Source organism: Streptomyces sp. NRRL WC-3626 (assembly GCF_000718785.1).
GTDB classification, from domain to species: Bacteria; Actinomycetota; Actinomycetes; order Streptomycetales; family Streptomycetaceae; genus Streptomyces; species Streptomyces edwardsiae.
Genome location: NZ_JOCA01000015.1, coordinates 123,907 through 150,296 on the forward strand (window position 1 = coordinate 123,907; position 26,390 = coordinate 150,296).

Genomic DNA, 26,390 nt, shown 5'->3' on the forward strand with positions numbered 1-26,390 from the left:
AGAAGACCCACAGGAGCCGGCCGAAGTTGTAGCGATCATGATTACGATTCGGTCATGGCGAAGAAGCTTGTGATCAAAGTGACGGCAGGGACCGACGCACGCGAGCGCTGCTCGCAGGCGTTCACGGTGGCGGCGGTGGCCGCGGCCAGCGGGGTCGAGGTGTCCCTCTGGCTCACCGGCGAGTCCGCGTGGTTCGCGCTGCCGGGCCGCGCCGCCGAGTTCGAACTGGAGCACTCCGCCCCGCTGTCCGACCTGCTGGAATCGGTCCTGGCGGCCGGCCGGGTCACCCTGTGCACCCAGTGCGCGGCCCGCCGCGACATCACGGAGAAGGACGTCGTCGAGGGCGTACGGATCGCCGGCGCGCAGGTCTTCGTACAGGAGTCCATGGCGGACGACACCCAGGCACTCGTCTACTGAGCCCGCCGGCCCCGGCCGCTCACCGGGGCCGCTTCCTGCCGTCCAGTTCGTCCCACCACTCGTCGGACTTCGGGTCGCCGGACGGATCGTCCCACCAGCGGTCCTCCGGCCCCCGCCGGTTGGCGACCATCGCGGCGACCGGCGGGATGACCATCGCCGCCAGGCACATGCCCACGGCCGCCGGCACCGACCACAGCCGCACCACACCCCAGGCCAGGACGAACAGCCCGATACAGGTGCCCATCATGGCGAAGTAGACGTGCCGCCTGCGCGCGTACATACGTCCAGCGTAGGTCCGGGAACGCCGAGGGGCCGCACCCCGGGCGTCCAACCCGTGGGGTGCGGCCCCTCGGCCGTTCCCGTCTCCTCAGACCGCGATCGCGACCTCGGCCAGACCGCCCTGCTCGGCGACGACCGTGCGGTCGGCGGTGCCTCCGGGCACCAGGGCACGGAGGGTCCAGGTGCCTTCCGCCGCGTAGAAGCGGAACTGTCCGGTGGCGGAGGTCGGGACCTCCGCGGTGAACTCGCCGGTCGAGTCCAGCAGACGGACGTAGCCCGTCACCGGCTCCCCGTCACGGGTCACCTGACCCTGGATCGTGGTCTCACCGGGCTTGATCGTCGAGGCGTCCGGGCCGCCGGCCTTCGCACCGCACATGTCTTACTCCTGAAGGGGGGTCTGGAAAGGTCGGTCGGGGGAGGACTACTTGCCGGAGCCGAGCTCGATCGGCACGCCGACGAGGGAGCCGTACTCGGTCCAGGAGCCGTCGTAGTTCTTGACGTTCTCCACGCCGAGCAGCTCGTGCAGCACGAACCAGGTCAGCGCCGAGCGCTCACCGATGCGGCACAGGGCGATGGTGTCCTTGGCCAGGTCGACCTGCTCGTCCTCGTAGAGGGCCTTGAGCTCGTCGTCGGACTTGAACGTGCCGTCGTCGTTGGCGTTCTTGGACCACGGGATGTTGCGGGAGCTCGGCACGTGGCCGGGGCGCTGCGACTGCTCCTGCGGCAGGTGGGCCGGGGCGAGCAGCTTGCCGGAGAACTCGTCGGGGGAGCGCACGTCGACGATGTTCTGGTTGCCGATGGCGGCCACGACGTCGTCGCGGAAGGCGCGGATGGACGCGTCCTGCGGCTTGGCCCGGTAGTCGGTCTTCGGGCGCTCCGGCACCTCGTCGCCGGGGACCAGCTCGCGGGCGTCGAGCTCCCACTTCTTGCGGCCGCCGTCGAGGAGCTTGACGCTGTCGTGGCCGTACAGCTTGAAGTACCAGTAGGCGTACGACGCGAACCAGTTGTTGTTGCCGCCGTAGAGGACGACCGTGTGGTCGTTGCCGATGCCCTTGTCGGACAGGAGCTTCTCGAAGCCGGCCTGGTCGACGAAGTCACGGCGGACCGGGTCCTGGAGGTCCTTGGTCCAGTCGATCCGGATGGCGTTCTTGATGTGGTTCTTCTCGTAGGCGGACGTGTCCTCGTCCACCTCGACGAGGGCGATGGTGGGGTCGTCCAGGTGCTCCTGGACCCAGTCGGCGTCGACCAGGACGTCGCTGCGGCTCATGCTTCTTCTCCTCCGGGGCAGTTGCGGCGGGGCGTGCGGGTGAGAGGGTGCGCGGCCGCGGTGGGGCCGGCGCACGGATGCCCTCAGCGGGGCGGTGCGGGGACGCGGACGCGGCGATGCGCCCGCTTCAGAAAGTGCGACAGAGCATGGCGGCGACACGGCACAGGTCCACTGCCCGCCGCTTCGTGAGATCCGCCTGTCCCCTCGACCGGAGGACGCTCGTCTGACACTGCATGGTGCCGATCGTAAGGACGGACAGGCGGCCGTGTCACCGGTGTGTCGCATGGTGAGACTCGATCGTCCGCCATGTGGGACCACATGCCCCGGAAGCCACCGTTCCCGCGTCCGTCCACGGTGGCCCGCCACCACCTCACTTACCCTGCGGACACCTGCGTCTCGCCTGTCGGACAGCGCCCCGGGCACACCCCGCCAAACCCGTCCCTACCCGACCAGACGGACGTCGGAACCCTTCACCGAGATCTCCACGCCGTCCTGCGCCGCCTCGACCTTGTCCAGGCGGATGCCGCCGGGCAGTCCGTCGATCCGCTGCTCGAAGTCGGTGATCTGCCGCAGGCTGGACTCGACGATCTGCACTCCGCCGAACTCGGGGACCGCGTCCGCCTTCACCCGCACGGTGTCGCCGTCCACGACCGCCACCGAGCTGAGCACGGCGACCGGCTTGGGCAGCTTGGTGCCGAGCACGGTGGCCTCGACCTCGACCTTGATCTTCCCGTTGCCGCCGTCGGAGAGGCCGACGACGCGGGCGGTGATGCCCGGGGCCACCCGGCCGGGCTCGGACTTGGCGGTCTTCAGCAGCTCGTCGTAGGCGATGGTGGCCGTGCCGGTGGCGCTGTCGGCGACGGCGGAGCTGAAGTCGGTGGAGAAGTCGACGCCGTGCATGTCGGCGCGCAGGTCGGCGATACGGATCTTCTTCGCGCCGTCGCCGGTGCCGGCCTCGTAGTCCTCGATGCCGACCTCCACCTCGTCGAGGGTGCCGCCGGCGAGCTGGGTGAGGAAGGGGAAGCCGTTGATCGACACGTCGGGGGTGGTCGCGAGGTTCTCGGTCGCCTTCAGACGGTCGGCGGCCTCGCCCTCGGCGATATGGACGGCTATCCGGTCGATGACGACGAAGATGCCGACGAGTATCGCCATGACGATGAGCAGTATTCGCAGTGCACGCATGCGGTGTCCCCCACCAGGCGGTCTCTCGACGACATCGTTTTCGCGAGCGTAGCGCCGGGAGGGACGGGGGCCGGGGAATTGTGGATCACTTGTGACAGGGGGGCGCGTCACCCCCCTGCCGTGTGCGCGGTCAGCCCGTCAGGCGGGGCACGATCCAGACGGCGGGGGCCGCGGCCGCGAGCGGCAGGGCCACGCCCGCGGTGAAGTGGACGAAGCGGGACGGGTAGTCGTAGCTCGCCACCCTGTGGCCGATCAGGGCGCAGAGTGCCGCGCCCGCGCCCAGCAGTGCCCCGTCAAAACCGTCGAGCGCGAAACCCGCCCCCGCCGCGGCCGCGAGCGCGACCACCACGGACACCGGGGTCGGCAACGGCAGCGCACGGACCACGATCCCCGCCGCCACGGCCACCGTGCCGACGGTCACCGCGGACGCGTCCGCCGCCAGGTGGCCGCCCGCCATGACCGCCAGCGCCGCCGCGACGACCGTCGCCGTGAGGCCGTACATCCGCTCGTCGGGATCCGCGTGCGACCGCAGCTGCAGCACCAGCGACAGCAGCACCCACACGCCCAGCGTCCCCAGGATCGCCGCGGGCGACCGGTCCGAGACCAGCAGCGCCACGTCCGCGGCCAGCGCGGCCAGGAAGCCGAGCGCGATCCCCTGCCGGGCCGGCCACATCCCGTTCAGCCGGAACCAGCCCGCCGCCGTCAGCCCCTGCAGCAGCACCAGCGGCACCAGCAGCGCGTACGTCCCCAGCGCCGCCCCGCCCGCCAGCAGCAGCCCCAGCACCGCGGTGAGCGCGGCGGGCTGGATACCGGGCTCGATGATCGGCGACCGGCCCTCGGCGCGCGCCCGCTGGGCGGCGGTGAGCCGGGAGTTCCCGCCCAGCGTGGCCGGTCCGTACCCGTCGGCGGCCACCGGCGCCGGAGCGGGAGCGGGAGGGGGAGCCGTCGGAGCCTCGGCCACCGGCGGCTGCAGCCGCGTGTCCCAGGTCTGCCCCTGCCACTGCTGCGTGTACTGCTGATCCGCGTACGGCTCGGCGTATCCCTGAGGCTCCGCGTGCCCCTGAGGCCCGGCGTGCCCCTGCGTCTGCCGCGGCGCCTGGTACGGCTCCTGATACGGGTCGTACGCCCCGTACGGCTGGTTCGTCATCGCCTCACCCTCCTGCGAACGGCGGAAGCACCTCGACCGTGCCACCGTCGGCCAGCCGTACCGTCTCATGCGGGCGCTTGCCCACGGGATCACCGTCGACGAGGAACGAGCACCGCAGCAGCACGCGCGTGAGCTCGCCGGGATGCCGCCCGCGCACGGTGTCGAGCGCCTCGGCGAGCGTGCCCGCCTCGTACGGCTCCTCGGCCACCCCGGCCGCGGCCTTGGCGGCGGCCCAGTACCGCACCGTGACCTTTGCCATCTGCAGATCCTCAATCGGTTGACGGTGAACACCGTCAGGCTAGCCCGCCCGGCCCACCGCCCAGTCCCCGATCCGCCCCAACAACGCGTCGGGCGCCGCGTTCTCCGCGTGTCCCATGCCGGGCTCGACCCACAGCTCGCCGTGCTCCCCGGCGGCGGCCGCCAGCATCCGCGGATGGTCCAGCGGGAAGTACCCGTCCACGTCCCCGTGCACGATCAGCAGCGGCGTCGGCGCGATCCGCGGCACCGCCTCGACCGGTGACAGCGGCACCGGGTCCCACTGCCGGTGATGAATCCGCGTCCGCAGCCCGTACCGCCCGACGAGCCGCCCGGAGGGCCGGGTGACCAGCCAGTGCACCCGCCGCATGGGCGCGGTCCCCCGGTAGAACCAGCGCGCGGGCGCGCTCACGGAGACGACGGCGTCGACCCCGGCGTCCCGGCCGGCCGCGGCGTGCCGCAGCACGACGGAGCCGCCCATGGAGAACCCCACGGTGGCCACCCGCGCATACCCGAGCCCGCGCGCCCACGCGACCACCGCGGCGAGGTCGAGCACCTCCCGGTCCCCGACGGTCGAGCGCCCGCCCGACGCCCCGTGCCCCCGGAAGGAGAACGTGACGACGGCGCCGTACCGCGCGAAGGCCCGCGCCACCCGCCGTATGTGCGGCCGGTCCGCGTCCCCGGTGAACCCGTGCGCGATCACGAACACGAGATCACCGGAAGAATCCGCGCCGGCTCCGGGCTCGTATACGGAATCGATCGCCACACCGTCCGCGGTACGCAAGAACGTCCGCATTGGGGCACCGCGCCGCGTTACACCGCCCGTCCCGGAATGCGGACGGACGGCGGATCCGTCGGTGGAACGCGCCACATGACCTGCCGGACCGGTGCTCATGTCGGCTATTCTGCTGCGAAGAGGACTCGGGCAGCGAAGCCCCCGGGTCCTTTTGTGCTTTCGGAAGCGTTGTATACGAAGCGGGAAACCGCCGACGTACGGGCCGTCGAACGCACGAGGCAATGCCGTAAACGTCCTCGCAGGGACCGAGGAGGAACCAGACGTTATGGGCGAGCGAACCGTGCACGAGCGAACGACGACGACCCGGGCGGGTGGGGTGCGATGAGCTCTCTGCTGCTCCTGACCAACGCGCTCCAGCCCTCGACGGAGGTGCTCCCCGCCCTCGGCCTGCTGCTGCACAGCGTGCGGGTGGCGCCCGCGGAGGGCCCGGCGCTCGTCGACACCCCCGGCGCCGACGTCATCCTGGTCGACGGCCGCCGCGACCTCCCCCAGGTCCGCAGCCTCTGCCAGCTGCTGCGTTCCACGGGCCCCGGCTGCCCGCTCGTCCTGGTGGTGACGGAGGGCGGACTCGCCGCCGTCACCGCGGACTGGGGCATCGACGACGTGCTCCTCGACACCGCAGGACCGGCCGAGGTGGAGGCGCGGCTGCGTCTGGCCATGGGCCGTCAGCAGATCGTGAACGACGACTCCCCGATGGAGATCCGCAACGGCGATCTGTCCGTCGACGAGGCGACGTACTCCGCGAAACTCAAGGGCAGGGTCCTCGACCTGACCTTCAAGGAATTCGAACTGCTCAAATATCTCGCGCAGCACCCCGGCCGCGTCTTCACCCGCGCCCAGCTGCTGCAGGAGGTCTGGGGCTACGACTACTTCGGCGGCACCCGCACGGTCGACGTCCATGTGCGGCGGCTGCGCGCCAAGCTCGGCCCCGAGCACGAGTCGCTGATCGGCACGGTCCGCAACGTCGGCTATCGCTTCGTCACCCCGGAGAAACCCGAGAAATCCGAGAAGACGGCGAACGACGGCACCCGGCCGGGCGCCCCGGTGGACACCAGGACCGCGGGAAAGGCGAACAGTTCACCAGCCACCTCATCCAAGGTGTGATACTCCCTGCCCGCACCGGGTATATCCGCGTAGACTCCGCGCGTGGCCAAGGTAACCAGGGATGATGTGGCGCGACTCGCGGGTACGTCGACCGCCGTCGTCAGTTATGTCATCAACAACGGACCCCGGCCGGTCGCCCCGGCCACGCGCGAGCGCGTTCTCGCCGCGATCAAGGAGCTGGGGTACCGGCCGGACCGGGTCGCGCAGGCGATGGCCTCGCGGCGCACGGATCTCATAGGGCTGATCATCCCGGACGCCCGTCAGCCGTTCTTCGGCGAGATGGCGCACGCGGTGGAGCAGGCCGCCTCCGAGCGCGGGAAGATGGTGCTGGTCGGCAACACCGACTACATAGCCGAGCGCGAGGTCCACTATCTGCGGGCGTTCCTCGGGATGCGGGTCTCCGGTCTGATCCTGGTCAGCCACGCGCTCAACGATCAGGCCGCCGCGGAGATCGAGGCGTGGGACGCCCGGGTCGTCCTGCTGCACGAGCGGCCGGAGGCGATCGACGACGTCGCCGTCGTCACCGACGACCTGGGCGGCGCCCAGCTCGCCGTACGCCATCTGCTGGAACACGGGAACGCGTACGTGGCCTGTGTCGGCGGCACCGCGGACACCCCCGCCGTCGGCGACCCGGTCTCCGACCACGTCGAGGGCTGGCGGCGTGCGATGGAGGAGGCCGGCATCCCGACGCAGGGCCGTCTCTTCGAGGCTCCGTACAACCGCTACGACGCCTACCGGGTCGGCCTGGACATCCTGTCCGGTCCGGACCGCCCGCCGGCCGTCTTCTGCTCCACCGACGACCAGGCGATCGGCATCCTGCGCGCCGCGCGTGAGCTGCGCATCGACGTGCCGGGGGAGCTGGCGGTCGCCGGGTTCGACGACATCAAGGAGGCGGCGCTCGCGGACCCGCCGCTGACCACGGTCGCCTCCGACCGTTCGGCGATGGCCCGCTCGGCGGTCGACCTCGTCCTGGACGACGGCGTACGGGTGGCGGGCTCCCGCCGGGAGCGGCTGAAGGTGTACCCGTCCCGTCTGGTGCTGCGCCAGTCCTGCGGCTGCGCGTAACCGCGGCCCCGCCCCCCGGCGGCCTTTATATCGGGCATACGAGGTTCTGTCGGGCTTCTCAGCACACCCTCAGGATGCTCTCATCGTCGGGCGCGAGGCTCTGTTCCATGACCGAGAGCCCCCGCCCGAGCGGCGAGTACGAGAGCCCCGTCCAGGTGAACCCCGAGTGGCCGCCCCCGCCGGCGTACGCACCGCCGGCGGCCGGGCAGGCCTCGCACGCGCCGCGGAGCGCACGGCGGAAGCGGACCCGCGGCCCGGCCGTCCTGCTCGCCGCCGTGGCGATCGTCGCGGCGGCCGTGGGCGGCGGCACCGCCTACGGCATCCAGGAGCTGGCCGGCCCCGACACGGTGGCCTCCGGTTCCACCAGCACCAACGTCGTACCGTCGAGCCAGAAGGGCACGGTGTCCGGCGTCGCGAAGGCGGTCACCCCGAGCATCGTCGAGATCAACGCGGAGTCGAACGCGGGCTCCTCCACCGGCTCCGGTGTGATCATCACGTCGGACGGCGAGATCATCACCAACAACCACGTCGTGGCCGGGGCGTCCTCGGTCAAGGTGCGCACCAGCGACGGCACGACCTACACCGCCGAGGTCGTCGGCACCGACAGCAAGAAGGACCTCGCGCTGATCAAGCTGCGGGACGCCTCCGGCATGCCGACGGCCACGCTCGGCGACTCCGACGGGGTGCAGGTCGGCGACCAGGTCGTGGCGATCGGCTCCCCCGAGGGCCTGACCGGCACGGTGACCAGCGGCATCGTCTCGGCCCTCGACCGTGACGTCACGGTGTCGACGGACGAGAGCCAGGGACAGCAGCAGGGGCAGCAGGGCGGCGGCTGGCCGTTCGAGTACGGCGGCCGGCAGTTCAACGGCGACACGGGCGGCTCGACGACCACCTACAAGGCGCTCCAGACCGACGCGTCCCTCAACCCGGGCAACTCCGGCGGCGCGCTGATCGACATGAACGGCAACATCATCGGCATCAACTCCGCCATGTACTCGGCGAGCGGCAGCGGCTCCTCCTCGGCCGACGCCGGCAGCGTGGGCCTGGGGTTCGCCATCCCGGTCAACACGGTGAAGTCGGACCTGGCGGCGCTGCGCTCCGGGGCGATGAACTGACGAACCGCCCGGCAGCCGTGCGACGCTGAAGGCCTGAACACCGCAGAGAACCGCCAGAGCCCGTGAGGAACCCCGAGCCGATGAGCCCCGCAGAAGGCGACCGTGACACCCAGCGCATCCTGATCGTCGACGACGAGCCGGCGGTACGCGAAGCGCTCCAGCGCAGCCTGGCCTTCGAGGGGTACGCCACCGAGGTCGCCGTCGACGGCGCGGACGCCCTGGAGAAGGCGGCGGCGTACCGGCCGGACCTGTTCGTCCTGGACATCCAGATGCCCCGGATGGACGGTCTGACCGCCGCCCGCCGGGTCCGCGCCGCCGGCGACACCACGCCCATCCTGATGCTGACCGCCCGGGACACGGTCGGCGACCGGGTGACCGGCCTGGACGCGGGGGCGGACGACTACCTGGTCAAGCCGTTCGAGCTGGACGAGCTGTTCGCCCGGATCCGCGCGCTGCTGCGCCGCAGCTCGTACGCGGCGGCGCTGGCCGCCTCCGCCGAGTCGGACGACGTCCTCTCCTTCGCCGACCTGCGCATGGACCTGTCGACCCGCGAGGTCACACGCGGTACACGGCGGGTGGAGCTGACCCGTACGGAGTTCACGCTCCTGGAGATGTTCATGGCGCACCCGCGCCAAGTGCTCACGCGTGAGCAGATCCTGAAGGCGGTCTGGGGCTTCGACTTCGAGCCGTCGTCCAACTCGCTCGACGTGTACGTCATGTACCTGCGCCGCAAGACCGAGGCGGGCGGCGAGCCGCGCCTGGTGCACACGGTGCGGGGGGTGGGGTACGTGCTGCGGCAGGGCGGCGCGGAGTGAACGGGCCGGCCCGCCGCGTCCGCGCGCTGCCCATCCGGGCGCGGCTGTCGCTGCTGGTGGCGGCGGCGGTGGCGTTCGCGGTGGCGGCGGTCGCGGTGGCCTGCTGGTTCGTGGTGAAGAGCGTGCTGGTGAACTCGCTGGACGAGGCCCTGAAGGCGAACCGGATGGACGGGCAGCAGGTGAGCAAGTACCTCAACCTGCGCACCGGTCTGTGCGCTCACGACCCCGTCACCCACGAGGAGAACCCCTTCGGCTCGTCCGTGCAGCTCGTGGACAGCAAGGGCGGCAGCTGTCTCATCATCGGCACGGAGGAGGTGCCGCTCACCGACGCCGACCGTGCCGTCGCCGAGGGCACCTCCACCGACGCGCTGCACCAGGCGAAGGGGGCCGACGGCGGGCAGTACCGCGTCTTCACCTACACCGTGCCCGGCCTGCGGGACGTCGCCGTCTCCGCGGCGCGGCCGCTGAGCGAGGTGAACAGCTCCCTCAGCAACCTCGCGCTGGTGCTGGTCTTCGTCGCGGGCGCGGGAGTCGTGGGCGCGGCCGCCGCCGGACTCTGGGTGGCCCGGACCGCCCTGCGTCCCGTGGACAGACTCACCGAGGCCGTCGAGCACGTCGCCCGCACCGAGGACCTGGGGATACGCATCCCCGTGGAGGACGAGTCCGAGGACGAGATCGCCCGCCTCTCCCGCTCCTTCAACTCGATGACGTCCGCCCTCGCCAGCTCCCGCGACCTCCAGCAGCAGCTCATCGCGGACGCCGGCCACGAACTGCGCACCCCGCTCACCTCTCTGCGGACCAACATCGAGCTCCTCACCCGCAGCGAGGAGACGGGCCGCCCGATCCCGGAGGCCGACCGCAAGGCGCTGCTCGCCTCCGTGAAGGCGCAGATGACGGAACTCGCCGCCCTCATCGGCGATCTGCAGGAACTGTCCCGCCCGGACACCGGCCAGCACGCGGGCCGGGCGCAGATCGTCGCCTGGCAGGACGTGGTCGGGTCGGCGCTGCGCCGCGCCCGGCTGCGCGGCCCGGAACTGACCATCACGGCGGACGTCCACCCCTGGTACGTGCGGGCGGAGCCGTCCGCGCTGGAGCGGGCGGTGGTCAACATCCTGGACAACGCGGTGAAGTTCAGCCCGGCCGGCGCCACCGTCGACGTACGCCTCACCGACGGCGTCCTCACCGTCCGCGATCACGGTCCCGGTATCCCCGCCGACGAACTCCCGTACGTCTTCGACCGGTTCTGGCGCTCCCCGGACGCCCGCGCGCTGCCCGGCTCGGGGCTCGGCCTGTCCATCGTGGCCCGTACGGTGCAGCAGGCGGGCGGCGAGGTGTCCCTGGCCCGGGCGGACGGCGGCGGCACGACGGCCACGATCCGGCTGCCGGGCGCTCCGACCCCGCCCCCCGAGGTGCCGTAGGGCCGGCCGAAAGGGGCGGCAACCTTTCCGTGCCGGGTGGCGACCGATCGGCGTCCTCTCCCCCACACGGAACGGATCGCCGCATGAGCGAGCACCGCAACAGGGCCCGCCGGGGCCACGGAATCCTGTCGGCCGGCCTCTCCCTCGCCGTCACCACCGCAGGACTCCTGGTCCTCGGCGCCGGCCCGGCCCCCCAGCAGGCGTCCGCCGCGACCGCCGCCGCCCCCGCCTGGGCCACCGCGACGGCCGACGGCTTCGCCTCCGTCGACACGCTCGGCCAGAACGGCACGTACGGCGGCCGGGACGGCCGGACCGTCACCGTACGGACGCAGGCGGACCTGGAGAAGTACGCGACGGCCGCCGAACCGTACGTCATCGTCGTGGCCGGGGCGATCACGATGAACCCGGTCGGCAAGGAGATCAAGGTCGCCTCCGACAAGACGATCGTGGGCTCCGGCACGTCCGGGCACATCGTCGGCGGAGGCTTCTTCCTCGGCCAGGGCGTGCACAACGTGATCATCCGCAATCTGACGATCCGGGACGCCTACCAGGGTGTCTGGAACGACAAGGACCACGACTACGACGCCATCCAGATGGACGGCGCCCACCATGTCTGGATCGACCACAACGACCTGCGGAACATGGCGGACGGCCTGATCGACGTCCGCAAGGACAGCACCAACGTGACCGTGTCCTGGAACGAACTGAGCAACAACAACAAGACCTTCGGCATCGGCTGGACCGAGAACCTCGTCACGGACATCACGATCCACCACAACTGGTTCCGTGAGACCGAGCAGCGCAACCCCTCCACGGACAACTGCGCCCACGCGCACCTGTACAACAACTTCCTCGAGGACGTCCCGAACACCGGCATCAACTCGTCGTACGGCAACTACTCGCGCGGCTCCACGAGGATGGTCCTGGAGAACAGCTACTTCCAGGGCATGAAGAACCCGGTCATCAAGGACGCGACGGCGACGATCGTCCAGCGCGGCAACGTCTTCTCGGGCACGTCGGGCCGCAACGAGAGCGGCGGTACGGCGTTCGACCCGAAGGCGTACTACGCGTACACCCCGGACAGCGCGGCGGACGTCCCCTCGCTCCTCAAGTCGGGCACGGGCCCGCGCGGTTCGATCGGTACGACGACGGCGGCGGCCTCGGCGAAGGCCGCGGCGGCGACCACCCTCACGGTCGCCAAGGACGGCTCGGGCCAGTACAGCACCGTCACGGCGGCGGTGAACGCGGTCCCCGCGAACAACTCCTCCCGCGTGGTGATCTCCATCAAGCCGGGCACGTACCGCGAGACGGTCAAGGTCCCGTCCAACAAGCCGCACATCACCTTCCAGGGCTCCGGTGGCAGCCGTAAGGACACGGTGATCGTCTACAACAACGCGGCCGGCACGCAGAAGCCCGACGGCTCGGGCACGTACGGCACCTCGGGCAGCGCCACGGTCGCCGTGGAGGCCGACGACTTCCAGGCCCGCAACCTCACCATCGCCAACGACTTCAACGAGGGCGCCAACCAGTCCCTCTCCGGCCATCAGGCGGTCGCCCTGCGCACGGCGGCCGACAAGGTCTTCCTGGACGGCGTGATCGTCGAGGGCGACCAGGACACGCTCCTGCTGGACACGGCCGGCAAGGACAAGCTGGGCCGGGTCTACGTCACCAACTCCTACGTCGTCGGGAACGTCGACTTCATCTTCGGCCGGGCCACCGCGGTGATCGACCGCTCCGTCATCACCCTGAAGAAGCGCTGGGACGGCTCCTCCGCCGGCTACATCACGGCCCCGAGCACGGCGGCGAACCGCAAGGGCATCCTCATCGCCAACTCCACGGTCAACGGCGACGTCTCCGACCGCACCTTCTACCTCGGCCGCCCCTGGCACGCCGGCGGCGACGCCTCCCTCGACCCGCAGACCACGGTCCGCAACACCAGCCTCAGCGCCGCGGTCCGCACCACGCCCTGGACCGACATGAGCGGCTTCTCCTGGAAGGACGACCGCTTCGCCGAGTACCGGAACACGGGCGCGGGCTCGGGCTCGGCGAGCAGCAACCGCCCGCACCTGACGGACGCCCAGGCCGCCGACCAGGAGGTCGGCGACTGGCTGGCGGGCTGGACGCCTTCGGCGTCCTGAACCCGCCTCTCGCAACAGGCCCCACGCCGTCCTCGGCGTGGGGCCGTCCACCGCGGCGGGGCCGGTACGGGGCGCTGAACACACCTCGTACCGGCCCCGCCGTCGGCCTACCGCACGATCGTGACGCGGTCCGCCTTCGGCGGGGCGATCGGGGCCGTGGGGGTCGAGTTGGCCGTCAGGTACTGCTCCAGGGCCGCCAGGTCGTCGTCGCCGACCAGGTCGTTCGTGCCCTGTCCCAGGGTCGGGAAGCCGTCGCCGCCGCCCGCGAGGAAGCTGTTCGTCGCGACGCGGTAGGTGGCGGACGGGTCGACGGGCGAGCCGTTCAGCTCGATGGAGTCCGTGACGACACGGTCCGCGCCCGTCTTCGTCAGGTCCAGGGTGTACGTCAGGCCCGAGGAGATCTGGAGGATCTTCGGTGCGGCCTCGTTCGGGCCGCTGACCTGCTCCTTCAGTACCTGGATGAGCTGTGCGCCGGTGAAGTCCTGGAGGTTGACCGTGTTGGCGAACGGCTGGACGGTGAAGCCCTCGGCGAAGGTCACCACGCCGTCGCCCTCCGCCCCGCTCGCCGCGTGGGTGAGGGAGGCGCGGATGCCGCCGGGGTTCATCAGCGCCAGGTCGGTCTCCGCGTCCAGCGTGCGGCCGTACTCCAGCTGCGCGTCGGCGATGAGGTCACCGAGCGGGGACTCGGTGCCGTCCTTCACGATGTCGCCGGAGATGTAGCCGATCGGGCGGTTGCCGATGGGCGCGGCGAGGGTGTTCCACTTCTCGATCAGGCGGGTCATGTCGGGCGCCTTGGGGACGTCCCGGCTCACCACGTGGTTCGCGGACTTCACGGCCGTACGGGCGATGTCGCCCGTCGCGCGGTCGTAGGTCAGCGTGGTGTCGGTGTAGAGGCGGCCGAAGGACGCGGCCGAGGTGACCATACGGGGCTTGCCCGCCGGGTCGGGGATGGTGCACACGTACGCGTTGTGGGTGTGGCCGGTGACCAGCGCGTCCACCTGCGGCGAGACGTTCTTCGCGATGTCCGCGATCGGGCCGGAGATGCCGTCGCCGGCGCCCGGGGCGTCGCAGTCGTAGTTGTACGACGACGAGGCCGGGAAGCCGCCCTCGTGGATCAGCGCGACGATCGACTTCACGCCCTGGCGCTGGAGCTCCTTGGCGTACTTGTTGATCGTCTCGACCTCGTCCTTGAAGGCGAGGCCCTTCACGCCCTCGGCGGAGACGATGTCCGGGGTGCCCTCCAGGGTCACGCCGATGAAGCCGACCTTGACGCCCTGCTTCTTCCACACCCAGTACGGCTTGAGGATGGGCTTCTTCGTCTTCTCGTCCAGGACGTTCGCCGCCAGGTACGGGAAGTCGGCGCCCTTGAACCGCTTGTCGGTGTAGCAGCCCCCGGTCGGGTGGCAGCCGCCGTTCTGCAGGCGGCCGAGTTCCTTCGCACCCTCGTCGAACTCGTGGTTGCCGACGCTCGTCACGTCGAGGTCGAGCTTGTTCAGCGCCTCGATCGTGGGCTCGTCGTGGAAGAGCCCCGAGATGAGCGGGGACGCGCCCACCATGTCGCCGCCGGCGGCGGTGACGGAGTAGCGGTTGCCCTCGCGCGCCTCGCGCAGATGGGTGGCGAGGTACTCCACACCGCCCGCGTCGATGGTCTTCGTCGTGCCGTCGGGCTGGAGTTCGGTGACCCGGCCGGAGGAGCCGGACGGCGGCTCCAGGTTGCCGTGCAGGTCGTTGAAGGACAGCAACTGCACGTCCTGGTAGCGGCCGTGGTGGCCGTGCGAGGTGCCCTTGCCGCCGTGGTTCTCGCCGGCGCTCGCCGACCCGGGCAGGGTGGCGGCGGCCAGCGCGCCCACGGTGAGCACACCGGCGGCGGTCGCGAGAAGACGGTTCGTACGGCGTCTGCGGCGCTGGTGGTGCGCCGGGGATGTGGCTGGCATGCGCCCCCCTGAGGGTCCGAGTGGGTACCGGCGCAGCCTAGGGTCAACGCGCGTAGCGCGACAGGGGCTTCGAGGTTACGGCCTGGTTTATCTTTCGCTGACACCGTTGCCGTCCGTTTTGCGCCCGTCCCCTTTACGCTCATACGCATGACCAGCGACGACTTCGCACGGCCCGGCCGCCCCCGTTCGCTCGAGACGTATGCCGTACTCGAGCCCGAGCAGACCGGGGCGGTGCTCGCCCTGCTCGCCGACGCCGCCCGGACCGACGGACAGCAGGCGGTGTCCGAGCAGGGCCGGCTGCAGCTGCGCGGCGGGAAACGGGACGGGGTCTCGCATCTGCTGCTCTCCGTCGGCGACGAACTCGTCGGATACGCCCAGCTGGAGGACACGGACCCGGTGGAGCCGCCCGCCGCAGAGCTGGTCGTGCACCCCTCGCACCGGGGCAACGGACACGGCCGGGCGCTCGGTTCGGCGCTGCTCGCCGCCTCCGGGAAGCGGCTGCGGGTGTGGGCGCACGGCGGCCACTCCGCCGCCCGGCATCTCGCGCAGGTCCTCGGGCTGACCCTGTTCCGGGAACTGCGGCAGATGCGGCGGCCGTTGGAGGGCCTTGAGCTGCCCGACCCGGTGCTGCCGGAGGGCGTGACCGTGCGCACGTTCGTGCCCGGCGAGGACGACACCGCGTGGCTCGCGCTGAACGCCGCCGCCTTCGCCCACCATCCCGAGCAGGGCTCGCTCACCCAGCGCGACCTCGACGACCGCGAGGCCGAGGCCTGGTTCGACCCCGAGGGCTTCTTCCTCGCCGAGCGGGACGGCCGCCTCGTCGGCTTCCACTGGACCAAGGTGCACGCGGCGGAACGGCTGGGCGAGGTGTACGTCCTCGGGGTGAGCCCGGGTGCGCAGGGCGGCGGCCTCGGCAAGTCCCTCACCACGATCGGGCTGCGGCACCTGGCGGCACAGGGCCTGCCGACGGCGATGCTCTACGTCGACGCCGACAACAAGGCGGCGGTGGCGGTCTACGAACGTCTGGGCTTCGTCACCCACGAGACGGACCTGATGTACCGGACGGAGACGTGAACCGGTCCCGGTGACCGAATCCGCGGGGCGGGCGGCCTCCGGCGTGTGCCGGGGTGCCGCCCGCCTCCGCGTTTGACTTTCCTGGCACCCTTGCACCACCCTTTCACTACTCAATTAGTGAAAGGGTGGTGCTCGAGTGGTCGACTACCGCATCGACCGGCACAGCGGCGTGGCCACCTACGTCCAGATCGTGCAGCAGACCAAACAGGCCCTGCGTCTGGGCCTGCTGGAGCCCGGCGACAAGCTGCCCACGGCCCGTGAGGTCGTCGAGGCCACCGCCGTGAACCCCAACACCGTGCTGAAGGCCTACCGCGAGCTGGAGCGCGAGGGCCTGGTGGAGGCCCGACGCGGTCTCGGCACCTTCGTACGGCGTTCCCTGGGCGCCGCCCCCGCCGACTCCCCGCTGCGCGCGGAGCTGGAGCAGTGGGCGGCGCGGGCCCGGGAGAGCGGTCTGGAGCGGGAGGACGTCGCCGCGCTCTTCACCGCCGTACTCGAAACGCACTACCCCGTCCATCCGAAGATCCCCGAGGGAGACCCTTCATGACCGTCCCGGCCATCGAGGCAGACGCGCTCGGCAAGCGCTTCGGGCGGCGCGCCGCCTGGGCGCTGCGCGACTGCTCCTTCCGGCTGCCCGCCGGCCGTGTCTGCGCCGTCGTCGGCCCCAACGGCGCGGGCAAGTCCACCCTTCTCGCGATCACCGCCGGGCTGCACGCCCACACCGAGGGCACGATCGCCGTCCTCGGCACCGACCCGGCGTCGGCCCGTTCCCGGATCGGTTTCGTCGACCAGGACAAGCCGCTGTATCCGCAGCTCAGCATCGCCGAGACGCTGCGCATGGGCGCCGACCTCAACCCCGGCCGCTGGGACGCGGACACCGCCGAGCGGATCGTGGCCGGCGGCGACCTGGACCCGCGCAAACGGATCCGCGCCCTCTCCGGCGGCCAGCGCACCCGCGTGGCCCTCGCGCTCGCCCTCGCCAAGCGGCCCGAGCTGCTGCTCCTGGACGAGCCGATGGCCGACCTCGACCCGCTGGCCCGGCACGAGCTGATGGGCGTACTGATGGGGCAGGCCGCCGAACACGGCACGACGATCGTGATGTCCTCGCACGTCGTCGCCGAACTGGAGGACTCCTGCGACCATCTGCTGCTGATCGGCGGCGGCCGGGTCCGCCTGGCCGGCGAGATCGACGATCTGCTGGCCGCGCACACCCGGGTCTCCGTCCCCGCGGACACGGACCTGGCACCGCACGACGTCGTCGAGTCCCGCACCGCCGGACGCCAGCTCAGCGCGCTCGTCCGCCCGGCGGGCCCACTGCCCGCCGACTGGCGCACCGGCCCGCCGTCCCTCGAGGACCTCGTCCTGTCCTATCTCCGCAACCCCGAGGCCCTCGCCGCGCACCCCACCACGGAGGCCGCCGCATGACCGCCACCCTGACCGCCCCGGCCCCGTCCGCCACCGGCCGCCCCGCCCCCGCGCCCCGCCAGCTGCGCTGGCTGCTGCGGCTGCACCGCCCGGCCCTGATCACCGGCACGGCGCTCACCCTGCTGCTCGGCGCGGCACTGCTGTGGCTCGGCGGCCCGCTCACCGACGCCGCGGCCGCCGCCTGGAAGGAGTACAACGCCTGCGGGTTCACCCCGCGCTGCTCCTACGACCAGGACTCGATCCTGCTCTACAAGGACCTGTACAACTACACGACGTTCGCCGTGCTCGTCGTGCCGTTCCTGGTCGCCGCCTGGGCCGGCGGCTCACTGACCGGCCGCGAGCTGGAGTCCGGCACGGTCCGCCTCGCCTGGACCCAGGGCGTCTCCCCGGCCCGCTGGCTGGTCTCCCGGCTCGCCTTCCCGGCCGCGCTGACCGTCACGGCGACCGGTCTGACGGCCTGGCTGCACCGCAGGGCGTGGACGGCGGGGGAGCACCGTATCGACACCACCAAGCTCTGGGACGACACCCCCACCTTCTACGCCAACGGCACCGTCCCGGTGGCCCTCGCCCTGACCGGACTGGCCGTCGGCGTCCTCGCGGGGCTCGTGCTGCGCCGCGCCATGGCCGCGCTCGCCACGGCCGCGGCGGCGGTGGGGGTGCTGTGGGCCCTCGTGCACACCGCCCTGCCGTACCTGTGGTCTCCGGTGACCAGCGTCAGCGCCCTGGGAGACGGGCCGTTGGGCGCGGGCATCGCGGTGGAGGAGGGCGTCCTGACCGCCGACGGCGACCGGCTTGCGGCGCCCTGCGTCAACGGCGGGATGTCCGGCTGCCGGGCGTCCCTGGACGACATCGGCGCGGTGAACTACTACCGGGACTTCCACCCCGCAAGCCACTACTGGCCCCTCCAACTGGTCGCCTCGGGCCTGCTGGTAGCGGTCGCGGCGGCGGCGATCGCCACCGCGTTCGCACTGCTACGCCGCCGCACGAGCAGGGTCTCCGCCTGAGGAGCACGGCAAGCCGGCGGGCACGACCACCGCAGCCCGCGGGCACGACCGCCGCCAGGACGGCACACCCACCACCACAGCCCGCGGGCAGTCGCGCCACCAGACGGCACACCCGCCACCACAGCCTGCGGGCAGTCGTGCCGCTGGGGCGGCACGGGTGGGCGCAGGCGGCACCCCCTCCAGCGGGGCAAGCGCAGCCACCCCGCACCCCGGCCCCCCGGCGTAGGGGGCGCGGGGCCGGGATGGCCGCTGGGGGTACCCCCCTCTGGGGGAGGCACCTCGTCGGCGCCGAGCAGCACAACCCACCCCGACCCCCGACGACTCCCGGGCACGCCCCCACAGCCGTGACATACCCGGGGGTCGTCGGGCGATAGCCCAGGAGTCATGTCGTCGTAACCGTTGATTCAGACAGGCTTGCGACGCTCGGCCAATGCATCCCGCCGCGCCAGAGCCTTCGCCGCCCCGAAGGGTGAACGGGAGGAACGGGGCCGCCTCAGGGCCACCACCGCTCCCACCCGGAAATTCCGACGCGCCCGTGACGCCCATGGCGCGGAACAATGGGGGCATGAGCCAGCCCAACGCCCAGGCACAGGTACAGCACCCGCAGCCCTCCGTGGGCTCCATCGCCGCCCACCGGCCGCACACCGTGGCCGGAGTGGTCTCCGACCTGGAACCCGACATCGACGCGGACCTCGACGGCTACGAGGAGTCGGCCGCCGACGGCGCCACCCCGCTCCCGCAGGGCCGCTTCCTCGACCGGGAACGCAGCTGGCTCGCGTTCAACGAACGCGTCCTCGAACTCGCCGAGGACCCCGCCACCCCGCTGCTGGAGCGCGCCAACTTCCTCGCGATCTTCGCCAGCAACCTGGACGAGTTCTTCATGGTCCGGGTGGCCGGCCTGAAGCGCCGTATCGCCACCGGTGTCGCCACCCGCTCCGCCTCCGGTCTCCAGCCGCGCGAGGTGCTGGAGATGATCTGGGCCCGCTCGCGCGAGCTGATGGCCCGGCACGCCGCCTGCTACCACGAGGACGTCGCCCCCGCACTCGCGGAGGAGGGCATCCACCTGGTCCGCTGGAGCGAGCTGACGGAGAAGGAACAGGCCCGCCTGTTCACCCTCTTCCGGCACCAGATCTTCCCGGTCCTCACCCCCCTCGCGGTCGACCCCGCGCACCCCTTCCCGTACATCTCCGGCCTCTCCCTGAACCTGGCCGTGGTCGTACGCAACCCCGTCACCGGGCACAAGCACTTCGCCCGGGTGAAGGTGCCGCCGCTGCTGTCCCGCTTCCTGGAGAGCTCCCCCGGCCGGTACGTCCCCATCGAGGACGTCATCGCCGCGCACCTGGAGGAGCTGTTCCCGGGCATGGAGGTGCTGCAGCACCACGCCTTCCGGCTCACCCGCAACGAGGACCTCGAGGTCGAGGAGGACGACGCGGAGAACCTGCTCCAGGCGCTGGAGAAGGAGCTCATGCGGCGCCGCTTCGGGCCGCCGGTACGCCTGGAGGTCGAGGAGTCCATCGACCGCGAGGTACTGGACCTGCTGGTGCGCGAGCTGAAGGTCGGCGAGGCCGAGGTGTACCCGCTGCCGGGTCCGCTCGACCTCACCGGTCTGTTCCGCATCCACGGCCTGGACCGGCCCGAGCTGAAGTACCCGAAGTTCATCGCCGGCACCCACCGCGACCTGGCGGAGGTCGAGACGGCGTCCCAGCCCGACGTCTTCGCCGCCCTGCGCAGCCGGGACGTGCTGCTGCACCACCCGTACGACTCGTTCTCCACGTCGGTGCAGGCGTTCCTGCAGCAGGCGGCCGAGGACCCCGACGTGCTGGCCATCAAGCAGACGCTGTACCGCACATCGGGCGACTCCCCCATAGTCGACGCGCTGATCGACGCCGCCGAGGCCGGCAAGCAGGTGCTGGTCCTGGTCGAGATCAAGGCGCGCTTCGACGAGCACGCGAACATCAAGTGGGCGCGCAAGCTGGAGGAGGCCGGCTGCCACGTCGTATACGGCCTGGTCGGTCTGAAGACCCACTGCAAGCTGTCGCTGGTGGTCCGTCAGGAGGGCGAGACACTACGGCGTTACAGCCATGTCGGCACCGGCAACTACCACCCGAAGACGGCCCGCCTCTACGAGGACCTCGGACTGCTCACCGCCGACCCGCAGGTCGGCGCGGACCTCTCCGACCTGTTCAACCGGCTCTCCGGCTACTCCCGCCGCGAGACCTACCGGCGCCTGCTCGTCGCCCCCAAGTCCCTGCGGGACGGCCTGGTCTCCCGCATCGACAAGGAGGCCCAGCACCACCGCGCCGGACGTCCCGCGTACGTCCGCATCAAGGTCAACTCGATGGTCGACGAGGCCGTCATCGACGCCTGCTACCGCGCGTCGCAGGCCGGCGTCCCGGTGGACATCTGGGTGCGCGGCATCTGCGCGATACGGCCGGGCGTGGCGGGCCTGTCGGAGAACGTACGGGTACGGTCCGTCCTCGGCCGCTTCCTCGAACACTCGCGTGTGTTCGCCTTCGGCAACGGCGGCGAGCCCGAGGTGTGGTTCGGCAGCGCGGACATGATGCACCGCAACCTCGACCGCCGGATAGAGGCGCTGGTACGGGTCACCGACCCGGCCCACCGGGCGGCTCTGAACCGGCTGCTGGAGACCGGTATGTCGGACACCACCCAGTCCTGGCACCTCGCCGCGGACGGCGAGTGGACCCGGCACGCGACGGACACGGACGGCCAGCCCCTGCGCAACGTCCAGGAGATGCTCATAGACGCCCGGAGGCGCCGGCGTGGCACAGCGACACCTTGATCCGACGGCCGGTCCCGTACCGGCGGACGCCCTGGCCGGCTATCTGCGGGCCCGGGCGACCGAGTTCCTCCGCGCGCTGCGCCTGCACCGGGAGACGGGTGCGGGCGCGGCCGCGTCGGAGGACTCCGTCGAGGCGGCCCGCGCGCTGCGCCGCGCGGCCCGCCGCATCAGCGCCAGCCTGCACACGTTCCAGCCGGTGCTGGACCGTGACTGGTCGGAGTCGATGCGCCCGGAACTGGCCTGGGTCTCCGGCACCCTGGCCCAGGAACACGCCTACGCGACCCGCCTCGACCAACTCCTCCTCACCCTCCACCGCCTCTCAGGCCCCCCGCAGCCCCCGCAGCCTGCGCCCACCCGTGCCGCTGGGGCCATCCCACCCCCGCAGCCTGCGGGCAGTCGTGCCGCTGGGGCCATCCCACCCCCGCAGCCTGCGGGCAGTCGTGCCGCTGGGGCGGCACGGGTGGGCGCAGGCAGCACCCCCTCCAGCGGGGCGAGCGTCATCCCACCCCCCACCGATCCCGGCACCTCCGCCAACGGCAACCGCACCGTCATCCCCGCCCCCGACCGAGGCAACCTCACCGTGGGCGCGGCCAAGGCCGGCGCCCTCCTGGACCGCCAGCTCACCCTGGCAAGAACCCGAGCCCACTCCACCGCCCTCCAGGCACTGGGTTCCTCCCGCTTCCACGCAGTCGCGGACAAGGTCGCCGTACTGGCCAGCGAGGTCCCCCTCTCCCCCTCGGCCACCACCACCGACCTCCGCCCCCTCGCGAACGCGGCCCGCACCCGCCTCGCCGACGCCGTAGCCGCGCTCCCCCTCCTCACCGCAGGCAGCCCGTACAACGCCGAGGCCCTGATCCACGGCCTCTCCCCGGACCCCGCCCCCCACCCCCAGGACGCCCCCTGGCACCAGGTCCGCCTGCTGCTGCGCCTGCACCGCTACGCCCTCGAGGTCTGCCACACCGCCGCCCCGGCGAAGAGCCTCCTCGCCGCCGGCGAGGCACTGGACCGGCACCGCGACGCCTCCGAGGCCGCGGCCGCCGCCGCGCAGGCGGCCCGCACCCCGCGGATCGCCCCGGCCACGGCGTACGCGCTGGGCGTGCTCCACGCCGATCAGCGGCATGAGGTGGAGGCCGCACGGTACGCGTTCCAGCGCTCCTGGCAGAAGGAAGCCCTCGGCGCGTTATAGGAGGCCCCCGGTGACCACCCTCACCATCCAGGCCGCCGGCTGTGTTCTGTGGCGCCGCTCCCCCGTGACCGGCGCCCTGGAGCTCTGCCTGGTCCATCGCCCCAAGTACGACGACTGGTCCTGGCCCAAGGGCAAGCTGAAGCGCGGCGAGGACCCGCTGGCCGGCGCCCTGCGCGAGGTCGCCGAGGAGACCGGCCACTCGGCCGCCCCCGCCGCCGAGCTGCCCAGCACGCGCTATCTGGCGAACGGCCGCCCCAAGCGGGTCCGCTACTGGGCGGCCGAGGCCGTCTCCGGCACGTTCGCCCCGAACGACGAGGTCGACCGGATCCTCTGGCTGCCGCCGGACGCCGCCCGCCGCCGCCTCACCGAACCCCGGGACGCCGACCTCGTGGACGCCCTGCTCGAATCCTTCCGCCCGGCCCCGTGAGTCCCGTTCCCACCCGGTATCTCCCCGTGTCCTCGACGTGAGCGTTCCGTGACCTCACCGCACCGTCCACAGGGGTTCACCCGCCGTTCATGTACGCCAATCGGCTGCTTCACCTGTTCTGCCTAATTTCGGCCTTACGCGATGCGGATCGCCCGAAGAACCGGGTGACCGTGTCACCCACACTTCGCACGCCGCCGAATTCAGGACGGCGGCCACTGGAAGGAACTCAAGTGAAGCTTCAGCGCAAGAACCGGCGGGCCCTCGCTCTCGGTGCTCTCGCCGTCTCCGGCGCCCTGGCCCTCACGGCGTGCGGCTCCGACGACACCGGCAACGGCAACGGCGGCGACGCGTCCGCCAGCGCGCAGGCCGGCAACGTCAAGTGCGACGACGCCAAGGGTCAGCTCCAGGCCTCCGGCTCCTCCGCTCAGAAGAACGCGATCGACGCTTGGGTCGCGCAGTATGTCGCCGCCTGCAAGGGCGTACAGATCAACTACAACCCGACCGGTTCGGGCGCCGGCATCACGGCCTTCACCCAGGGCCAGACCGCGTTCGCCGGTTCGGACTCCGCGCTGAAGCCCGAGGAGATCGAGGCCTCGAAGAAGATCTGCTCCGGCGGTCAGGGCATCGACCTGCCGATGGTCGGCGGCCCGATCGCGATCGGCTTCAACGTCACCGGCGTCGACACCCTGGTCCTGGACGCCCCGACCCTCGCCCAGATCTTCGACAACAAGATCACCAACTGGAACGACGAGGCGATCGCGAAGCTCAACCCCGACGCGAAGCTTCCCGACCTGAAGATCCAGGCGTTCCACCGCTCGGACGAGTCCGGCACCACGGACAACTTCACCAAGTACCTCAAGGCCGCCGCGCCCGACGACTGGAAGTACGAGGGCGGCAAGTCCTGGGAGGCCAAGGGCGGCCAGTCCGCGCAGGGCTCCTCCGGCCTCGCCCAGCAGGTCAAGCAGACCGCCGGCTCCATCTCGTACTTCGAGCTGTCCTACGCCAAGGACGGCGTGAAGACGGTCGACATCAAGACCGAGGCCGCCGAGCCGGTCAAGGCCACCGTCGACAACGCCACCGCCGCCATCGGCGCCGCGAAGGTCGTCGGCACGGGCAAGGACCTCGCGCTGGAGCTGGACTACACCCCGCAGGCCGACGGCGCCTACCCGCTGGTCCTCGTCACGTACGAGATCGTCTGCGACAAGGGCAACAAGGCCGACACCCTGCCGGCCACCAAGTCCTTCCTGAACTACATCGCCTCGGAGGACGGCCAGGGCCTGCTGGCGGACGCCGGCTACGCCCCGATGCCCGCCGAGATCATCACCAAGGTCCGCGAGACCATCTCGAGCCTCGCCTGACCCGAGTGTGCGGCCCATCCCCGGACGGGGGTGGGCCGCACCGTCCGGTGCACCGCCAACAGGAGCCCCCGGCCGTCCGGACGGCTCCGACCGAGCCGCCCGACCCGGCGGCTCCGCAGACCGGAGAACCCGATGGACACCACCACACAGCAGACAACCGCTCCCCCCGCACCCGGACCCGCCGCGCCCGCCGACAAGGGCACCGGGCGTGGTGCCACCCGCCCCGGTGACCGGATCTTCCTCGGGCTCTCCCGCGGATCCGGCATCTTCGTCCTCGTCCTCATGGCCGCGATCGCGTCCTTCCTGACGTACCGCGCGTCGCTGGCCATCAGCAAGGACGAGGCCAACTTCTTCACGTCGTTCGAGTGGAACCCGACGGGTCTCCCGCCGGAGTTCGGCATCGCGGTCCTGGCCTTCGGCACCATCGTGTCGTCGGTCATCGCCATGGCCATCGCCGTACCGATCTCGGTCGGCATCGCCCTGTTCATCACGCACTACGCGCCGCGCCGTCTCGGCGGCCTCATCGCGTACGTGATCGACCTGCTCGCCGCCGTCCCGTCCATCGTGTACGGCCTGTGGGGCGCCCTCGTCCTGGTGCCGCACATGGACGGCCTCTACGGCTGGCTCGACGACTACCTCGGCTGGACCGGCCTGTTCGCCTGGGACGGCGGGCCGGCCCGCTCGCTGCTCACCGTCGGCATCCTGCTCGCCCTGATGATCCTCCCGATCATCACCAACGTCAGCCGCGAGGTGTTCCGCCAGGTCCCGCGGATGCACGAGGAGGCGGCCCTGGCCCTCGGCGCCACGCGCTGGGAGGTCATCCGCATGTCGGTGCTGCCGTTCGGCCGCTCCGGGGTCATCTCCGCGTCGATGCTGGGCCTCGGCCGCGCGCTCGGCGAGACGATGGCCGTGGCCATGGTGCTCTCGCCGTCCTTCGACATCACCGCCAGCCTGCTCGACCCGGGCGGCGGCACGTTCGCCCAGAACATCGCCAGCAAGTTCAACGAGGCCACCGTGATGGGCCAGGACGCGCTGATCGCCTCCGGCATGGTGCTCTTCGTGATCACGCTGCTGGTCAACGGCGGCGCCCGTCTGATCATCGCCCGCCGCAAGGAGTACTCGGGGGCCAACGCATGAGCCACGCAACCCTTTCCCCCAAGCGCGACTCGCTGCGCGGCGCGACCCTGCCCAAGTGGTTCGCCTGGGCGGTCGCCGCCGCCTCCCTCGTCCTCGGCTACGGCATCAGCGCCGCGGCCGGCCTGGACAGCGACATCCAGTGGGCGCTGATCGCCGCGGTCCTCTTCGTCGTCGGCTCCTACGCACTCTCCTCGAAGATCGAGGGCAGCCGCCAGGCCAAGGACCGCACCGCGACCAGCCTGGTCTGGGTCGCCTTCCTGCTGGCCGTGATACCGCTCGCCTCCCTGCTGTGGGAGACGGCCGAGCGCGGTGTGAAGGTCCTCGACGGCTACTTCCTCACCCACTCGATGGGCGTGGTCGCCGACGCCGAGCCCGGCGGCGGCATCTACCACGCCATCCTCGGCACCCTGGAGCAGGTCGGCCTCGCCACCCTGGTCTCCGTGCCGATCGGTGTGCTGACCGCGATCTACCTGGTCGAGTACGGGCGCGGCAAGCTCGCCAAGGCCGTCACGTTCTTCGTCGACGTGATGACGGGCATCCCGTCGATCGTCGCGGGTCTGTTCATCCTGAGCCTGTGGGTCCTCATCCTGAAGATGGGCCCGTCCGGCTTCGCCGGTTCGCTGGCCCTGTCGATCCTGATGATCCCCGTCGTGGTCCGCTCCACGGAGGAGATGCTCAAGCTCGTCCCGAACGAGCTGCGCGAGGCGTCCCTGGCGCTCGGCGTGCCGAAGTGGCGCACGATCCTGAAGGTGGTCCTGCCGACGTCGGTCGGCGGCATCATCACGGGCGTGATGCTCGCGATCGCCCGCATCACCGGTGAGACGGCGCCCGTGCTGCTCCTGGTCTGGGGTACGGACTTCATCAACGCCAACCCGTTCCAGGACCCGCAGGAATCACTGCCGATGTACATCTACCTGCAGTGGGCCAACAGCGGTGGCTCCGGCGCGGCGTTCGACCGAGCCTGGGCGGCTGCCCTGACGCTCATCGCGTTCATCATGATCCTCAACCTCGTGGCCCGCGGCATCGCCCGCTGGAAGGCCCCGCGGTGAC

At 71.4% G+C, this 26,390-nt stretch carries 26 protein-coding genes; 17 read left to right on the forward strand and 9 right to left on the reverse strand.

Going from position 1 to position 26,390, the window contains the following annotated elements; translation table 11 throughout:
- The first annotated feature begins 54 nt into the window (after nucleotides 1-54).
- Nucleotides 55-417 (forward strand): DsrE family protein, encoded by a 363-nt coding sequence (locus IF28_RS0122885; RefSeq protein WP_030223562.1) that lies wholly within the window; start codon nucleotides 55-57, stop codon nucleotides 415-417.
- Nucleotides 418-436: 19 nt separating this feature from the next.
- Here IF28_RS0122885 and IF28_RS0122890 read toward each other — a convergent pair whose 3' ends face one another.
- The 8 genes from IF28_RS0122890 to IF28_RS0122920 all read right to left on the reverse strand — a co-directional run bounded on the left by IF28_RS0122890 (nucleotide 437) and on the right by IF28_RS0122920 (nucleotide 5,442).
- A complete protein-coding gene (locus IF28_RS0122890; protein ID WP_030223566.1) occupies nucleotides 437-697 on the reverse strand; it encodes a DUF3099 domain-containing protein in 261 nt (86 codons plus the stop codon).
- A gap of 87 nt (nucleotides 698-784) precedes the next feature.
- Nucleotides 785-1,072 (reverse strand): DUF1416 domain-containing protein, encoded by a 288-nt coding sequence (locus IF28_RS0122895; protein ID WP_030223568.1) that lies wholly within the window; start codon nucleotides 1,070-1,072, stop codon nucleotides 785-787.
- 45 nt (nucleotides 1,073-1,117) lie between these two features.
- Complete coding sequence (locus IF28_RS0122900; RefSeq protein WP_030223571.1) at nucleotides 1,118-1,963, reverse strand: sulfurtransferase; 846 nt, start codon at nucleotides 1,961-1,963, stop codon at nucleotides 1,118-1,120.
- A 127-nt stretch (nucleotides 1,964-2,090) separates the two neighbouring features.
- Entirely contained in the window at nucleotides 2,091-2,198 is a 108-nt protein-coding gene (locus IF28_RS40400; RefSeq protein WP_351998383.1) for a putative leader peptide, read from the reverse strand.
- Between the two features lie 206 nt (nucleotides 2,199-2,404).
- Nucleotides 2,405-3,145, reverse strand: a complete 741-nt coding sequence (locus tag IF28_RS0122905) for a DUF2993 domain-containing protein (protein WP_030223574.1) — start codon at nucleotides 3,143-3,145, stop codon at nucleotides 2,405-2,407.
- Nucleotides 3,146-3,275: 130 nt separating this feature from the next.
- Entirely contained in the window at nucleotides 3,276-4,292 is a 1,017-nt protein-coding gene (locus tag IF28_RS0122910) for a hypothetical protein (RefSeq protein ID WP_030223576.1), read from the reverse strand.
- 4 nt (nucleotides 4,293-4,296) lie between these two features.
- Entirely contained in the window at nucleotides 4,297-4,551 is a 255-nt protein-coding gene (locus IF28_RS0122915; protein ID WP_030223578.1) for a MoaD/ThiS family protein, read from the reverse strand.
- A 39-nt stretch (nucleotides 4,552-4,590) separates the two neighbouring features.
- Complete coding sequence (locus IF28_RS0122920; protein ID WP_030223579.1) at nucleotides 4,591-5,442, reverse strand: alpha/beta hydrolase; 852 nt, start codon at nucleotides 5,440-5,442, stop codon at nucleotides 4,591-4,593.
- Nucleotides 5,443-5,664: 222 nt separating this feature from the next.
- On the opposite strand from IF28_RS0122920, the gene IF28_RS0122925 reads away from it, so the two are divergent.
- From IF28_RS0122925 to IF28_RS0122950, 6 genes are all read left to right on the forward strand, one after another.
- Nucleotides 5,665-6,447: a response regulator transcription factor gene (locus IF28_RS0122925; RefSeq protein ID WP_030223581.1), complete on the forward strand. Its 783-nt coding sequence runs from the start codon at nucleotides 5,665-5,667 to the stop codon at nucleotides 6,445-6,447.
- A gap of 42 nt (nucleotides 6,448-6,489) precedes the next feature.
- Nucleotides 6,490-7,512: a LacI family DNA-binding transcriptional regulator gene (locus tag IF28_RS0122930; RefSeq protein WP_078621350.1), complete on the forward strand. Its 1,023-nt coding sequence runs from the start codon at nucleotides 6,490-6,492 to the stop codon at nucleotides 7,510-7,512.
- A gap of 107 nt (nucleotides 7,513-7,619) precedes the next feature.
- The gene (locus IF28_RS0122935; protein ID WP_030223585.1) at nucleotides 7,620-8,627 is read left to right on the forward strand and encodes a S1C family serine protease; all 1,008 of its coding nucleotides are present in this window, start codon (nucleotides 7,620-7,622) and stop codon (nucleotides 8,625-8,627) included.
- 80 nt (nucleotides 8,628-8,707) lie between these two features.
- Nucleotides 8,708-9,442 (forward strand): response regulator transcription factor, encoded by a 735-nt coding sequence (locus tag IF28_RS0122940; RefSeq protein ID WP_030223588.1) that lies wholly within the window; start codon nucleotides 8,708-8,710, stop codon nucleotides 9,440-9,442.
- The gene (locus IF28_RS0122945) at nucleotides 9,439-10,860 is read left to right on the forward strand and encodes a sensor histidine kinase (protein ID WP_030223589.1); all 1,422 of its coding nucleotides are present in this window, start codon (nucleotides 9,439-9,441) and stop codon (nucleotides 10,858-10,860) included. The genes IF28_RS0122940 and IF28_RS0122945 overlap by 4 nt, the downstream gene beginning before the upstream one ends.
- Before the next feature lie 83 nt (nucleotides 10,861-10,943).
- Nucleotides 10,944-12,998, forward strand: coding sequence for a pectinesterase family protein (locus tag IF28_RS0122950; RefSeq protein WP_030223590.1), 2,055 nt, complete (start codon nucleotides 10,944-10,946; stop codon nucleotides 12,996-12,998).
- A gap of 107 nt (nucleotides 12,999-13,105) precedes the next feature.
- Here the strand turns inward: IF28_RS0122950 and IF28_RS0122955 are convergent, their stop codons facing one another.
- Nucleotides 13,106-14,932 (reverse strand): bifunctional metallophosphatase/5'-nucleotidase, encoded by a 1,827-nt coding sequence (locus tag IF28_RS0122955; protein ID WP_030223593.1) that lies wholly within the window; start codon nucleotides 14,930-14,932, stop codon nucleotides 13,106-13,108.
- 147 nt (nucleotides 14,933-15,079) lie between these two features.
- Here IF28_RS0122955 and mshD point away from each other — a divergent pair, with 147 nt between their 5' ends.
- The 10 genes from mshD (at nucleotide 15,080) to pstA (ending at nucleotide 26,389) form a co-directional block, all read left to right on the forward strand.
- Nucleotides 15,080-16,006 (forward strand): mycothiol synthase, encoded by a 927-nt coding sequence (mshD, locus tag IF28_RS0122960; RefSeq protein WP_030223595.1) that lies wholly within the window; start codon nucleotides 15,080-15,082, stop codon nucleotides 16,004-16,006.
- A 136-nt stretch (nucleotides 16,007-16,142) separates the two neighbouring features.
- Nucleotides 16,143-16,550 (forward strand): GntR family transcriptional regulator, encoded by a 408-nt coding sequence (locus tag IF28_RS0122965; protein ID WP_030223597.1) that lies wholly within the window; start codon nucleotides 16,143-16,145, stop codon nucleotides 16,548-16,550.
- Nucleotides 16,547-17,428: an ABC transporter ATP-binding protein gene (locus IF28_RS0122970; RefSeq protein ID WP_030223599.1), complete on the forward strand. Its 882-nt coding sequence runs from the start codon at nucleotides 16,547-16,549 to the stop codon at nucleotides 17,426-17,428. Before IF28_RS0122965 ends, IF28_RS0122970 begins: the two co-directional genes overlap by 4 nt.
- Entirely contained in the window at nucleotides 17,425-18,432 is a 1,008-nt protein-coding gene (locus IF28_RS0122975; RefSeq protein WP_030223601.1) for a hypothetical protein, read from the forward strand. Before IF28_RS0122970 ends, IF28_RS0122975 begins: the two co-directional genes overlap by 4 nt.
- 565 nt (nucleotides 18,433-18,997) lie before the next feature.
- Nucleotides 18,998-21,232: an RNA degradosome polyphosphate kinase gene (locus tag IF28_RS0122980; RefSeq protein ID WP_030223603.1), complete on the forward strand. Its 2,235-nt coding sequence runs from the start codon at nucleotides 18,998-19,000 to the stop codon at nucleotides 21,230-21,232.
- A complete protein-coding gene (locus IF28_RS0122985; protein WP_030223607.1) occupies nucleotides 21,213-22,418 on the forward strand; it encodes a CHAD domain-containing protein in 1,206 nt (401 codons plus the stop codon). Before IF28_RS0122980 ends, IF28_RS0122985 begins: the two co-directional genes overlap by 20 nt.
- On the forward strand, nucleotides 22,351-22,845 hold the full coding sequence (locus tag IF28_RS0122990; RefSeq protein ID WP_078621352.1) for an NUDIX hydrolase: 495 nt from the start codon (nucleotides 22,351-22,353) through the stop codon (nucleotides 22,843-22,845). The genes IF28_RS0122985 and IF28_RS0122990 overlap by 68 nt, the downstream gene beginning before the upstream one ends.
- A 230-nt stretch (nucleotides 22,846-23,075) precedes the next feature.
- Nucleotides 23,076-24,203, forward strand: a complete 1,128-nt coding sequence (pstS, locus tag IF28_RS0122995; protein WP_030223611.1) for a phosphate ABC transporter substrate-binding protein PstS — start codon at nucleotides 23,076-23,078, stop codon at nucleotides 24,201-24,203.
- 132 nt (nucleotides 24,204-24,335) lie between these two features.
- A complete protein-coding gene (gene pstC, locus IF28_RS0123000; protein ID WP_030223613.1) occupies nucleotides 24,336-25,340 on the forward strand; it encodes a phosphate ABC transporter permease subunit PstC in 1,005 nt (334 codons plus the stop codon).
- Complete coding sequence (gene pstA, locus IF28_RS0123005) at nucleotides 25,337-26,389, forward strand: phosphate ABC transporter permease PstA (RefSeq protein ID WP_030223615.1); 1,053 nt, start codon at nucleotides 25,337-25,339, stop codon at nucleotides 26,387-26,389. The genes pstC and pstA overlap by 4 nt, the downstream gene beginning before the upstream one ends.
- The last annotated feature ends 1 nt before the right edge of the window (nucleotide 26,390 follow it).